At 63.1% G+C, this 13,343-nt stretch carries 14 protein-coding genes; all 14 read left to right on the top strand.

Annotated elements, in window-relative coordinates; translation table 11 throughout:
* Positions 1-55: 55 nt before the first annotated feature.
* Positions 56-805, top strand: a complete 750-nt coding sequence (locus MSKU9_RS09180; protein WP_141261106.1) for a YebC/PmpR family DNA-binding transcriptional regulator — start codon at positions 56-58, stop codon at positions 803-805.
* An 8-nt stretch (positions 806-813) separates the two neighbouring features.
* Positions 814-1,320: a crossover junction endodeoxyribonuclease RuvC gene (ruvC, locus tag MSKU9_RS09175; RefSeq protein WP_141261104.1), complete on the top strand. Its 507-nt coding sequence runs from the start codon at positions 814-816 to the stop codon at positions 1,318-1,320.
* Positions 1,317-1,937, top strand: a complete 621-nt coding sequence (gene ruvA / locus MSKU9_RS09170) for a Holliday junction branch migration protein RuvA (protein WP_141261102.1) — start codon at positions 1,317-1,319, stop codon at positions 1,935-1,937. The genes ruvC and ruvA overlap by 4 nt, the downstream gene beginning before the upstream one ends.
* Positions 1,934-2,980, top strand: a complete 1,047-nt coding sequence (gene ruvB, locus MSKU9_RS09165; RefSeq protein ID WP_141261100.1) for a Holliday junction branch migration DNA helicase RuvB — start codon at positions 1,934-1,936, stop codon at positions 2,978-2,980. The genes ruvA and ruvB overlap by 4 nt, the downstream gene beginning before the upstream one ends.
* On the top strand, positions 2,980-3,399 hold the full coding sequence (locus tag MSKU9_RS09160; protein ID WP_141261098.1) for a YbgC/FadM family acyl-CoA thioesterase: 420 nt from the start codon (positions 2,980-2,982) through the stop codon (positions 3,397-3,399). Before ruvB ends, MSKU9_RS09160 begins: the two co-directional genes overlap by 1 nt.
* 201 nt (positions 3,400-3,600) lie before the next feature.
* On the top strand, positions 3,601-4,266 hold the full coding sequence (tolQ, locus tag MSKU9_RS09155; RefSeq protein ID WP_141261204.1) for a protein TolQ: 666 nt from the start codon (positions 3,601-3,603) through the stop codon (positions 4,264-4,266).
* 2 nt (positions 4,267-4,268) lie between these two features.
* The gene (tolR, locus tag MSKU9_RS09150; protein ID WP_010515144.1) at positions 4,269-4,703 is read left to right on the top strand and encodes a protein TolR; all 435 of its coding nucleotides are present in this window, start codon (positions 4,269-4,271) and stop codon (positions 4,701-4,703) included.
* Positions 4,704-4,733: 30 nt separating this feature from the next.
* Entirely contained in the window at positions 4,734-5,726 is a 993-nt protein-coding gene (locus MSKU9_RS09145) for an energy transducer TonB (RefSeq protein ID WP_141261097.1), read from the top strand.
* 30 nt (positions 5,727-5,756) lie between these two features.
* A complete protein-coding gene (tolB, locus tag MSKU9_RS09140) occupies positions 5,757-7,121 on the top strand; it encodes a Tol-Pal system beta propeller repeat protein TolB (protein WP_141261095.1) in 1,365 nt (454 codons plus the stop codon).
* 248 nt (positions 7,122-7,369) lie between these two features.
* On the top strand, positions 7,370-7,840 hold the full coding sequence (gene pal, locus MSKU9_RS09135) for a peptidoglycan-associated lipoprotein Pal (protein ID WP_141261093.1): 471 nt from the start codon (positions 7,370-7,372) through the stop codon (positions 7,838-7,840).
* A 111-nt stretch (positions 7,841-7,951) separates the two neighbouring features.
* Positions 7,952-8,698, top strand: coding sequence for a tol-pal system YbgF family protein (locus tag MSKU9_RS09130; protein WP_141261091.1), 747 nt, complete (start codon positions 7,952-7,954; stop codon positions 8,696-8,698).
* Positions 8,699-8,715: 17 nt separating this feature from the next.
* A complete protein-coding gene (tilS, locus tag MSKU9_RS09125) occupies positions 8,716-9,990 on the top strand; it encodes a tRNA lysidine(34) synthetase TilS (RefSeq protein WP_141261089.1) in 1,275 nt (424 codons plus the stop codon).
* 131 nt (positions 9,991-10,121) lie between these two features.
* On the top strand, positions 10,122-12,062 hold the full coding sequence (ftsH, locus tag MSKU9_RS09120; RefSeq protein WP_141261087.1) for an ATP-dependent zinc metalloprotease FtsH: 1,941 nt from the start codon (positions 10,122-10,124) through the stop codon (positions 12,060-12,062).
* A gap of 235 nt (positions 12,063-12,297) precedes the next feature.
* A complete protein-coding gene (folP, locus tag MSKU9_RS09115; RefSeq protein WP_154670673.1) occupies positions 12,298-13,335 on the top strand; it encodes a dihydropteroate synthase in 1,038 nt (345 codons plus the stop codon).
* Positions 13,336-13,343: the final 8 nt, after the last annotated feature.

Below are 13,343 nucleotides of genomic sequence, written 5' to 3'. Positions count from 1 at the left end.
CCGTCCCGGTGCGGACAGCCAAGAACGATAGACGAAACAGGATCAGGGACGAACGATGGCGGGTCATTCCCAATTCAAGAACATCATGCATCGCAAGGGCGCGCAGGACGCCAAGCGGGCCAAGCAGTTTGCCAAGGTCATTCGTGAAATCACCGTGGCCACGCGTGAGGGCATGCCCGACCCGGCCATGAACCCGCGCCTGCGCGCCGCGATTTCGGCCGCGCGTGAAGTCAACATGCCCAAGGACACGGTTGAGCGCGCGATCAAGAAGGCATCGGGTGCTGGCGGCGGTGATGACTACACCGAAGTCCGTTACGAAGGGTATGGCCCCGCCGGTGTGGCCGTGATCGTGGAAGGACTGACGGATAACCGCAACCGCACGGCGTCCGACGTGCGGGCTGCGTTTTCCAAGCATGGCGGTTCACTGGGGGAGACGAATTCGGTGTCCTTCATGTTCACTCGCCTTGGTGTGATTACCTATCCGCTTGATGCGGCCAGCGAGGATGACCTGATCGAAACCGGGCTTGAAGCCGGGGCCGAGAATGTCGAGACCGTGGACGGCGTGCATGAAGTGACCTGCCCGGTCGAATCTTTTTTTGCCGTGCGTGACGCGCTGGAAACCCGCTTTGGCGAACCCGCTTCGGCCAAGCTGGACTGGCGGCCGTCCAACACGGTTGAACTGGATGAAGACAGGGCGCGCAGCGTGTTCAAGCTGATCGACACGCTGGAAGACCATGACGACGTGCAGGCGGTGTACGCCAATTTCGACGTGCCGGACGACGTGGCCGAAAAGCTGTCGGCCTGACCCGGCCGGTGGTCCGCATCCTTGGCATTGATCCCGGCCTGCGGTTTACCGGTTGGGGGGTCGTGACGGCGCAGGGTAACCGGCTGAGCCACGTGGCCGATGGTGTGATCGCCACCGATTCGGCATGGAGCGTGCCCGAGCGCCTGCGTCACCTGCATGATGCGCTGCTGGAACTGGCCCGTAACTTCGCCCCGGATGAAGCCGCGGTCGAGGAAACCTATGTCAACCGCAACGGGGCCGCGACGCTGAAGCTGGGTTACGCCCGTGGCGTTGGGCTGCTGGTGCCGATGCTGCTGGACATTCCCGTATCCGAATACGGGGCGAAAACGGTCAAGCGCGCCGTGGTTGGCACCGGGGCCGCGACAAAGGAGCAGGTCAGCATGATGGTCCGTCGTATCCTGCCCACGGCCCTGCTGAAGCGCGCGGATGCCGCGGATGCGCTGGCGGTCGCCATCTGCCACGCGCACCATCGCGCCAGCGCAGCCCACATCGCCAACGCGACGAGGATGGCATGATCGCGCAACTGCGTGGCCTGCTGGCGCAGGTGGAGGCGGATCGTTGCGTGATTGACGTAAATGGCGTCGGCTATCTGGTACAGGCGTCCAGCCGCACGCTGGCCGTTCTGCCACAGCCACCGGAACTGGCGTGCGTGCTGGTGGAAACCGTGGTGCGCGAAGACGCCATCCTGCTTTACGGTTTTGCCGAGGCGTCGGAGCGGTCATGGTTCCGCCTGCTGACCACCGTGCAGGGAGTGGGGGCCAAGGTGGCGCTGGCTATCCTGTCCGTCCTGCCGCCGCCTGACCTGATGGTGGCCATTGGCGGAGGGGACAAGGCCATGCTGACCCGTGCGGGCGGCGTAGGCGCGCGCCTGGCCCAGCGCATCGTGACCGAACTGCGTGACAAATGTGAAGGCATGCCCACGGGCGCACCGGTGGGCAGTGTGGTGCCGGGCGTGACCATTACCGTGCCGACGCAGCGCAGCATCGCGGCGGATGCGTTGCTGGCGCTATCCGGCCTTGGCTTCCGCCGGGCAGAAGCGCAGCCAGTAGTGGAACGCGTGATTGACCGGCTGGAAGGCAGTGCCGACCTGGATGTCGTGATCCGTGACGCGCTGAAGGAGCTGGCCCGATGAGCGAACAGCCCGAGCGTGAGATCGACGCCCGCCGGGGCGAGGAAGACGGCAACGAAGGTTCGCTCCGCCCCCAGACGCTTGACGATTTTACCGGCCAGAAGGCCAGCCGTGAGAATCTGGCCATTTTCATCGCTGCCGCGCGGCAGCGTGGCGATGCGCTGGACCATGTGCTGCTGCACGGGCCGCCGGGACTGGGCAAGACCACACTGGCGCAGATCGTGGCGCGTGAACTGGGCGTGGGCTTCCGCGCGACATCGGGGCCGGTGATCCAGCGCGCTGGGGATCTGGCCGCGATCCTGACCAACCTGCAGCCGCGCGACGTGCTGTTCATTGACGAAATCCACCGCCTGCACCCGTCCATCGAGGAAGTGCTGTACCCGGCGATGGAGGATTTCCAGCTTGATCTGATTATTGGGGAAGGGCCTGCCGCGCGCTCGGTGCGGATTGATCTTGCCCCCTTTACGCTGGTGGCCGCCACTACGCGCGCGGGTCTGCTGGCGACCCCGCTGCGTGACCGGTTTGGCATTCCGCTGCGGCTGGTGTTCTACACGCCTGAAGAACTGTGCCAGATCGTGACCCGTGGCGCGCGCAAGCTGGAATTCGACCTTACACCGGAAGGGGCGGAGGAAATCGCCCGCCGTTCGCGTGGCACGCCACGCATCGCGGGCAGGCTGCTGCGCCGGGTGAGAGATTTCGCCGCCGTGGCGCGCGCGGGCAGCGGGCCGGTTGACCGGGCGCTGGCCGATGCTGCGCTGTCGCGTCTGGAAGTCGATTCGATGGGCTTGGATGGCATGGACCGCCGCTATCTGCGCCGTATTGCCGAATATCACCATGGCGGTCCGGTGGGCGTGGAAACGCTGGCGGCCGCCCTGGCCGAAGCACGCGATACACTTGAGGACGTGATCGAGCCTTACCTGATTCAGGAAGGGCTTGTGCTACGGACAAGCCGCGGGCGCATGCTGGGCGAACGGGGCTGGCGGCATCTTGGGCTGCAGCCCCCCGCCCGCACGCCTGGACAGGGTGACCTGCTGGGGGATGACTGATGGTGGAACATAATATCGATTTCCGTATCTATTATGAGGATACGGACGCGGGTGGCGTGGTCTATCACGCCCGCTATCTTGCGCTGGCGGAACGCGCCCGCACGGAAGCCATCCGCGCGCAGGGGCAGGCGGCGTCCGACCTGCTGGCCGATTACGGGCTGGCCTTCGTGGTGCGGCATGCGGCCATCGACTACCGTGCACCGCTTCGGCTGGATGATATCGTGCGTATCACGACTCGCCTGACCGAACTCGGGGCGGCAAGCTGTCGGCTCATGCAGGATTTCCACCGCGTGGATGGGGCTGGCGATCTGGGATGCGGATCGCTGGATGTCCGTCTGGCCTGCGTTCGCGCACAGGATGGGCGCGCTGCCCGATTTCCGCCGCGATGGCGTGATCTGTTACGCGAACTCGTGGCCTGAGCCAGACGGAGGCATGCAGTCTGCATGTGCTTTTCGTGCCATGGGTTGACCGGGATGCAAGGCTGTGCGGAAAGCGGGTTGGCCGCGACTTGCTAAAGGGGCAAGTTTCGTGTTTGTGCGAACGGTCAAGGTGGGCAGGAGGTATATTTGGACCAAGCGGTTAACGCGGCGAATCTGGGCGCTGCAGCGGGTGATCTGTCGATGTGGGCGTTGTTCATGCACGCATCGATTGTCGTTAAGCTGGTAATGATTGGCCTGGTGACCTGCAGTGTGATTGTGTGGGCAATCATTTTCGACAAATTCACGACTGTCCGCCGGATCAACCGGCAGGCGAATGATTTTGAGGAACGCTTCTGGGCCGGTGGCAGCCTTGATGACCTGTACGAATCCGATGGCGCCAAGCCGGTCCACCCGATGGCCGCCGTATTCGGTGCGGCCATGGGGGAATGGCGGCGTTCATCGCGCATTACCGGCATCGACCTGGTGCATGGTGGGGTGCAGGATCGTGTCAACCGCGCCATGGCCATCACCATTACGCGTGAAATGGACCGCCTGAACCGGTGGGTCATCTTCCTCGCCACCATCGGACCGGTGGCACCGTTCATCGGCCTGTTCGGCACGGTCTGGGGCATCATGCATGCCTTCGGGTCGATCGCGGCGATGCACAACACCAACCTGTCCGTCGTGGCCCCCGGTATTTCCGAAGCCCTGTTTGCAACCGCCATCGGCCTTGTCACGGCCATTCCTGCGGTGATCGCCTATAACGTGATCAGCAACAGCATGGGCGTGTTCGAAGACCGGCTGGACGCCTTCGGCACCGAATTCGCCGCCATCCTGTCGCGTCAGTCCGAAGAAAGGGGTGCGTGACCATGGGGGCAAGCCTGAGCGACCTGCGTGGACGCCGGCGCAAGCGGCGGCCCATGGCGGAAATCAACGTCACCCCTCTGGTTGACGTGATGCTGGTGCTGCTCATCATCTTCATGGTGACGGCACCAATGATGACCAGTGGCGTGAACGTGGACCTGCCCAAGACGGACGCGGCCCCGGTCAATACGGACACCAAGCCGATTACCGTCTCTATCCGGTCCAATGGCGACCTGTATCTGGGGGATGATCCCGTCTCGCCGGACCAGCTGGTCGACCAGTTGAAGGCGGCGGCCCAGAATGACCGTGAACACCGCATTTTCGTGCGCGGGGATTCCCATATCGATTATGGCCGTGTGATGCAGATCATGGGCCAGATCACGGCAGGTGGCTTTACGCACGTGGCTCTGCTGGCACAGCAGCCGCCCGGTGGCCATTAAGCTGAACCTGATACCGGGAGCCGTCTGATCGTGGTGCCACCGCGTCGTTCCGAACGTGTCCTCATGCGGCGTTCCGTCATTGTGTCGGGCGGGCTGCATGTCGCACTGCTGCTGGCCGTGCTGCTGCGGATGCCGGTGCCGGTTCCCAGGGAACCGCCGCCGCCACCCACGATCGAGATGGAATTCGCAGCCGATACCGGTACGTCCACCCCGCACAAGGGTGACAAGCCAGCACCCAGGCCCGCCCCGGCGCCCGCGCCGGTCAGGCAGGATGCGCCCCCTGCGCCCACCCCACCGGAAAAAGCACCCAATGAGGAAGCGGCCCCGCCGCCTCCGCCTCCGCCCCCCATGCCACCGCCGCAGCAGGCGCCCAGGCCGGTACCCGACGCGCCAACGCCCCCGCGTGAACAGCAGCCCTCGCCCGATGCGGTAAAGCTGCCGCCCACGCCGGCCAAGGCTGCCCCGGCACAGGCCCATGCCCCGGTGCCCCCTTCGGCCCAGCCGGACCCGACGGCCGCGCCCAAGGTGCAGGAGAAGTCAAGCACGACGCAGCCCAATGAGGCGAAGAAGCACGTGCCTGATACGCATTCCCTGCTGGCGACGCTGGATGCGTTCCGCGCGGACCAGAAGCAGACCCATCCGCCCAAGGCGCGGCCCAACCCGCAGCAGGGAGGCGCGCCAGATGGCGGCGGAACACCGGATGGGGATATCACCAGCGCGCTGAACGCAACGCAGCAGAAGGCAATCGGCAATTCCGTGCGGCGCTGTTATTCGGAAGATACGGCCGCGCGTAATTATGCCCAGTTCGTGGCGCATCTGGTTGTGACAGTGGATGAAACGGGCACGGCGCGGCTGGTGGAATTTGCTCCCCAGACACAGGCGCAGATGGCGTCGGACCCGTCCTACCGCGCGCTGGCGGAACGTGCGCGTGATGCGGTGCTAAGCCCCACCTGTGCCAAACTGCCCATTCCGCAGAACCTTCTGGGCCAGACCAGGCAACTGAAATTCGTATTCCGTCCCTGAGATAAAGTGGACGAAGGCGAGGAGAGGAAAATGACGTCAAGCGTAAAGCCATTGATTCCCGATGATGATGCCGATCGGCTGGCCGCGGCCTTTGGCCGTCGCGGTTTCATGGGGGCTGGTGTGGCCGGGGGCCTTATGGCCACGCCGCTGTTTGCCGCGGGTGTCGCCCACGCGCAGGCGGGCGATGCCGAAATCACGGTGGACCAGGCCCGCACGGCACCCATTCCCATTGTCCTGCCTTCGCTGGGCAGTGGTGTGGCGCAGCAGATCACGGATGTCATTTCCGCTGATCTGGGAAATTGTGGCCTGTTCCGTCCCATCAGCGCCAGCATGCCGCAGGGCACGCCTGATTTCGGCAGCTACAAGTCCATGGGCGCACGCGCAGCCATGACCGGCAGGGTCATGGACCAGGGCGGCAGCCTGCGGGTGGAATTCCGCCTGTGGGATGTCGTGACCGGCAAGCAGATCCAGGGCACGGCCTATACCGCATCTGCCCAGGACTGGCGTCGCATCGCGCATGTGATTGCTGATGTGATCTATGGCCGCCTGCTGGGTGAGCAGGGATATTTCAATTCCCGCATTGCCTATATCGCCCGTTCCGGCCCGCGCGCGCGCCAGACCACCCGGCTGGCCATCATGGATCAGGACGGGGCGGACAGCCGTTACCTGACCAACGGGCAGTGGCTGACGCTGACGCCGCGTTTCAATCCGGCAAATAGTGAGCTGGCATTCATGTCGTATGCCAACTATAGGCCGCGTGTTTACCTGTTCAACCTGAATACCGGACAGCAGAGACTGCTGGGTGATTTTTCAGGTATTTCCTTTGCGCCCCGTTTCGCCCCGGATGGACGTTCCGTGGTCCTGTCGGTCACGCGTGGTGGCGGGTCGGATATCTATACCGTGGACCTGGCCACGATGGCGCGGCGGCAGCTTACGTCCTCCGGTGCGATTGACACCAGCCCGTCCTATAGCCCCGATGGGTCGCAGATCGTATTCAACTCCGATCGTGGCGGCTCTCCGCAGCTTTATATCATGAGTGCTGCGGGCGGCGACGCGAAGCGGATTTCCTATGGCCACGGGCATTATGGATCCCCGGTCTGGTCCCCGCGTGGCGACCTGATCGCGTTTTCACGTATTGCCAATGGCAGTTTCTCGCTGGGGGTCATGGCCCCCGACGGAACGGGGGAGCGGATCCTGACGCAGGGCTTTACGGTGGAAAGCCCGACTTTCTGCCCCAATGGCCGTGTGCTGGCCTTCTGTCGCCAGAGTTCGGCAGGCAGCAATGGTGCCGGATTTGCAACAGGTATCAATACAATTGATATTACCGGCTTCCATGAACGGGCCCTGCCGGCGGGCAGTGCGTCCGATCCGACATGGTCGCCGCTGAACAAGTAATTCTTTCAATGTGTTGGGCAGATAATATTCCGCTACCTAATCATTTAACAAATGGCGGGTATGTGTTTGTCCAACATTGACTGTGGCCGGATTTTATCTCTATGCTAGCGGCGGTTTCCAGCGATCGCGAGTTTCTGTTTGGACAGTTTGTTTGGCAGGGCGCAACGAGACTCGGGACCGTTCTATATTTAAATCCGGAAATTCAACAAATGGTTTCAAGCAATGAAACCGATCCAGGATCAAAAGTAATGAAACTGAAGCTTCTCGGTGCGGCCGGCATGGCCCTTTTTCTCGCTGCCTGTTCCGATCATGCGAACAAGAACGTGAACACGGGCGCCGCCACGCAGCAGGTCGGCCCGGCCCCGGGCAGCGAGGCTGACCTGGTTGCAACCGCTGGTGACCGCGTGCTGTTCGCGCTGAACCAGAACACGCTGTCGAGCGATGCGAAGGCAACGCTGGACAAGCAGGCAGCCTGGCTGGCCAAGTACCCGCAGGTGCACGTGCAGATCGCTGGTAACTGCGATGATCGTGGCACGGAAGAATACAACATCGCGCTGGGTGAACGTCGTGCCAACGCGGCGCATGACTATCTGGTGGCAAAGGGTGTCGATGCATCGCGCATCACCACCATTTCCTATGGCAAGGACCGTCCGACCGCTGTTGGCGATGACGAAGCGTCCTGGGCCCAGAACCGTAACGCCATCACGGCGGTACAGTAAGTTTCTGCCCACGCTTTTTATGGCGTGACAGTTATGGAACCGGCCGGGCGCTTATCGCTCGGCCGGTTTTGTTTTAGGTATGCATGTCTTGTGTTTCAAAGGGTTTGGTCCATGCAGTCTGTGATGTCATGTTTCCTTTCGGTCCCCGCCCTGTGCCGACGGTGGGGCAGGGTGGGCGTGCTGGCCGGTGGGGTCTCGCTGGTGGGCATGGGGCTGGCGCAGGCTGCTGACAATAGCGGCAATCTGACCCTGCAGCTGCTTGACCGCGTCAATGCGCTGGAAGACCAGACGCGGGAAATGCGCGGTCAGATCGACCAGTTGACCAATCAGGTCCAGCAGCAGAACGCAACCATGAACAAGCAGATCGAGGACATGAACTTCGCCATGCAGCATGGCCATGGCGGCGCAGGTGCCAGTACCGTTGCCCCGCCTGCCACCGCAGCGGCTGCGGCCCCGGCCGCTGCATCTGCCAAGCGCACGCCTGACGAAGTGCTGAAAGCCGGAAATGACGCGCTGCTGAAACAGGATTACGCCACGGCGCAGGCTGATGCACAGCAGGTTCTGTCCGGTCCCAAATCGCCCCGACAGGTGGATGCCCAGTATCTTCTGGCCCAGTCACTGGCGGGGCAGAAACAGTATCGTCAGTCGGCGCTGGCCTATTATGACGCCTATAACCGTGCGCCGCACGGCCAGCGCGCACCCAGCGCCCTGCTGGGAGTGGCAGCGACGCTTGTGGCGCTGAATGACAGGGCGTCGGCCTGTCAGGCGCTGGACAAGCTGTCCAGTGAGTTTCCTGAACCCGCCGCCCGTATCAAATCCGCCGAACAGGTTTATCGTAAGCGCGCCAAGTGTAGCTGACCTGCGGCAGGGCGCTGGTGCTTTCGGCTGAAGCGGTTAATCCGTCGCATTTTTCTGCCATGATGGTGGCCCTTGGCCCATGGCCGGGTCAGGGCGTGCCAGTTGCGGTTGCCGTATCGGGGGGGGCGGACAGCATGGCGCTGGCCATTCTTGCGCGGCAATGGCGGCGTGATGTGGTTGCGCTGGTGGTCGATCATGGCCTGCGTGCCGAATCCCGATCCGAAGCCGTGCAGACCCTGGCCCGGCTGTCCACGCTTGGCATCCCCGGTCTCCTGCTGTCCCTGACGGGGCTGGTGCGCGGCCCCCGCATGGCGGAACGTGCCCGGCGCATGCGCTATCAGGCCCTTTTTGCCGCCTGTCGCGAAATCGGGGCGCTGGACCTGCTGGTGGCCCATCATGCGGGGGATCAGGCTGAAACGGTCATGATGCGCAGGCGCGCCGCCAGTGGGAATGACGGACTGGCGGCCATGGCGGCTGAGATTCCTGTAACCGATGTGCGGCTTGTCAGGCCCTTGCTGGGAATTCCCAAGTCTGCCCTGTATGCCACTGTCCGCGCGGCAGGGGTGGCATGGGTGGAAGACCCGTCAAACCATGACCTGCGTACGGAACGGGCGCGTGCGCGGCAGGCGCTGGCGCATGATGGGGTGCACGCCGCGCAGTTGCTGGCCGGGGCCCGGCACGCAGGGGCAGGGCGTATGGCGCGTGATGCGGCGGATGCGCGGTGGCTTGCGGCCCATGCGCGGTTCCATTGCGGGGGCTGGGTGGTGCTGCCGGCGGGGCTGGCGTCCGCACGACTGCTGTCTGCCCTGATCGGCGTGATTGGGGGACGGGATTATCCGCCGGGGCGCGAGGCTGTCGAAAGACTGGCCCATACGCCCCGGCCCGCAACCCTGGCGGGTGCGGCCATCATTCCGTGGCGTGATGGGCAGTGGATCATCGCGCGTGAGGAATCGGCGCTTGCGCCCCCCATACCTGCCCGCGCGGGCATTATATGGGATCGGCGCTTCGTGCTGCGGACGCACGCCGTGATGCCGGGGTGGACCATGGGGGCAGCTGGGGCCGTGGCGTCATGGTGGCCTGCCGGCCGGTCGCGTTCCATCTGGCCCGCGCGCGTGTTGCGCACGCTGCCCGCGCTGTGGCATGATGGGCGGGTAATGGCCGTTCCGCATATGGGGCTGTGCACGCAGGATTGCGTGGCCGATGCAGTTTTTGTGAACCAGCCACCCCATCCCGTGCTGCCCGGAGCCATGTTTTGTGCTCCCGATGACGGACCTTCTGATCCATTGTCATAAAAGGTGGCGGATTGGGGGTGTGAATGTCCCTTGATCGTCCTATGTATGTTAGGACGTAGTGAACGTGGCGTCTGTTCGTCTGCCCGCGTGGGGTGATGGCGAAGGGGCCAGCGCATGGAACAGTAGGCAAGATGAACAATTTCGGCCGCAACCTGGCCCTGTGGGTTATCATCATCGTCCTGTTGCTGCTGCTGTTTAACGTTTTCCAGCCGGGAAGCGTGCAGCACGCATCGCAGCAACTGGCGTATTCCGATTTCATCGGAGACGTGAACAGCGGACATGTCCGGTCTGTCGTGGTGCAGGAACATAATATTACCGGCACGTTGACGGATGGCACCTCGTTCGACACGTACGCGCCGCAGGACCCGACCCTGATTTCCCGCCTGACGGACAAGGGGGTGGAGGTCGCGGCCAAACCGCTGGAAAGCGACACGAACCCCTTCCTGCGTTACCTCATCAACTATGCGCCGCTGCTGCTTATGGTGGGTGCTTGGATCTTCATCATGCGCCAGATGCAGTCCGGTGGCGGGCGCGCCATGGGATTTGGCAAGTCGCGTGCGCGGATGCTGACCGAAAAGCAGGGCCGCGTAACGTTTGACGACGTGGCCGGCATTGATGAAGCCAAGGGCGAACTGCAGGAAATCGTCGACTTTCTGCGTGATCCGCAGAAATTCACCCGCCTGGGTGGCAAGATCCCGAAGGGCGTGCTGCTGGTCGGTCCTCCCGGCACCGGTAAGACGCTGCTGGCCCGCGCCATCGCGGGTGAGGCGAACGTGCCGTTCTTCACCATTTCCGGTTCCGACTTCGTGGAAATGTTCGTGGGTGTGGGGGCGTCGCGTGTCCGTGACATGTTCGAACAGGGCAAGAAGGCTGCGCCCTGCATCATCTTCATTGACGAAATCGACGCTGTCGGCCGCCACCGTGGCGCGGGCCTTGGCGGCGGGAATGACGAGCGCGAGCAGACCCTGAACCAGATGCTGGTCGAGATGGACGGGTTTGACAGCAATGAGGGCGTGATCCTGATTGCTGCGACCAACCGTCCCGACGTGCTGGACCCCGCCCTGCTGCGTCCCGGCCGTTTTGACCGTCAGGTCGTGGTGCCCAACCCCGATGTGGCAGGCCGCGAAAAGATCCTGCGTGTCCATATGCGCAAGGTACCGCTGGCATCCGATGTGGATCCCAAGGTCATTGCCCGTGGCACGCCCGGCTTCTCTGGCGCGGATCTGGCCAACCTTGTCAATGAAGCGGCCCTTATGGCGGCCCGGCTTGGCAAGCGTACTGTCGCCATGCTGGAATTCGAGAATGCCAAGGACAAGGTGATGATGGGGGCCGAGCGCCGGTCCCTGGTCATGACCGAGGACGAAAAGAAGATGACCGCCTATCATGAAGGTGGTCATGCGCTGGTAGGTATCCTCACCCCCGGTTCCGACCCGGTTCACAAGGCGACCATCATTCCGCGTGGGCGTGCGCTGGGCATGGTGATGAGCCTGCCGGAAAAAGACCGTTATTCCGAAAGCAGGTCATGGTGTATCGGCAAGCTGACGCTGGCCATGGGTGGACGTGCGGCTGAGGAAATCATCTTTGGCCCGGACAATGTATCTACCGGCGCTTCAGGCGACATCAAGATGGCGACCGACGTGGCCCGCCGCATGGTGACCGAATGGGGCATGAGCGAAAAGCTGGGCATGGTGGCCTATGGCGGTAACGGACAGGAAGTGTTCCTTGGTCACAGTGTCACGCAGAACAAGAACGTGTCCGAGGAAACAGCCCGCGAGATCGATAATGAGGTCCGCAAGCTGATCGACGCCGCATACGATCGTGCCCGTAGCCTGCTGCTGGAACATATTGACCAGCTGCACCGTCTGGGTAGCGCCCTGCTGGAATATGAAACCCTGACGGGTGAGGAAATCCGGCAGGTACTGCGTGGCGAGAAGATCGAGCGCGTGGTGGTGGATGACCCGATGCCGGAAAACCGGCGTCCGTCCGTGCCGCCTTCGGCCCCTTCCGCCCCGGTGGCGCCGCTGCCCGCGCCGGAAGGTGGCGGTGGAGTCGGCGCGGCGCCGGCTGGCTAGGACATTTGATCTGGACGGAAGAAGATGGCGGGGTGGCCCATGGCTGCCCCGCCATGTTTGTATCTGAAGCATAAGGAATTGTTTGAAATAATCCCTTGATAGGAAAGTAATAAAAGTTTTTGGGTGCCGCCTTTTTTTAATAAAGGCGGCATTGTCCGAAGCCGTCGGAACCATTCTTGGGATAAACCGGTTTCCGAAAAATGCTTTCCCGGATACCCGCATTGACAGGATGATCATGAACGACTGGCTGATTGAACCCCTTGCCCTGCTGCATGGGCAAGCCGCCCGGCAGGCCGTGGCGGCTGGTCTGGCCCGCTGGCTGGCGGGGGGGGCGTCCGCCTATACGCTGGCGCGCCTGTGGGGTGGAGGGAAAGACGGACATATCTTTCCGGTTCGCGCCATTCCTGCACAATGGGCGGGGGTTGTGGACAGGGTCAGCACGGGATTTCCTGATGCCGGTCTGCCGTCCGGCCCGCAGGTAATGGGAATCATCAATGTCACCCCCGACAGTTTCAGCGATGGGGGACGGCATTACTGCGTTGCCCCCGCGCTGGAATCCATACAGGCGATGTATGCGGCCGGATGCCGGATTGTTGATATTGGCGGCGAAAGCACCCGTCCCGGTGCCCCGCCGGTGACCGCGGAAGAAGAATGGCGGCGTATCGGGCCGGTTATCCATGCGGTGCGGGAATGCACTGTCCTTGATGACCTGCTCCTGTCCATTGATACGCGACAGGGCATGGTCATGGACCGTGCGCTGGGGGCAGGGGCCAATATCATCAATGATGTCTCGGCCCTGACATATGATCCGGCGGCGCGTGGCGTGGTAGCGCGGCATGGCTGCCCGGTCATGCTCATGCACATGCGCGGCACGCCTGCAACCATGCGTGACCATACGGCCTACGATGATATTGCGGTGGATGTAGTGCGTGAACTGTCGCAGCGGGTGGACGAAGCGGTGGCCGCCGGTATCGACAGGACGCGCATACTGGTTGATCCCGGTATCGGTTTTGCCAAGACGGTGGAGGGCAATCTGGACCTGCTTGCCCGCCTGCCGTTGCTGGCCAATCTGGGCTGTCGGGTGGTGCTGGGCGTTTCACGCAAGCGCATGCTGGGTGAAATCTGTGACCAGCCGGATGCGGCCCGTCGTGATCCGGCCACCATTGCCGCCAGCCTGCCGGGACTGGTTTTTGCAGGCACCGTGCTGCGCGTTCATAACGTTACGGCCATGATGCAGGCCATGCGGGTCTGCCAAGGGCTGGATCGTCACTGACAGGTAAG

This window comes from Komagataeibacter diospyri (genome assembly GCF_006538165.1).
In the GTDB taxonomy this organism is placed as follows: Bacteria; Pseudomonadota; Alphaproteobacteria; order Acetobacterales; family Acetobacteraceae; genus Komagataeibacter; species Komagataeibacter diospyri.
The sequence above is the reverse complement of the archived record's forward strand: the minus strand, read 5'-3'. Positions and strand labels throughout refer to the sequence as shown.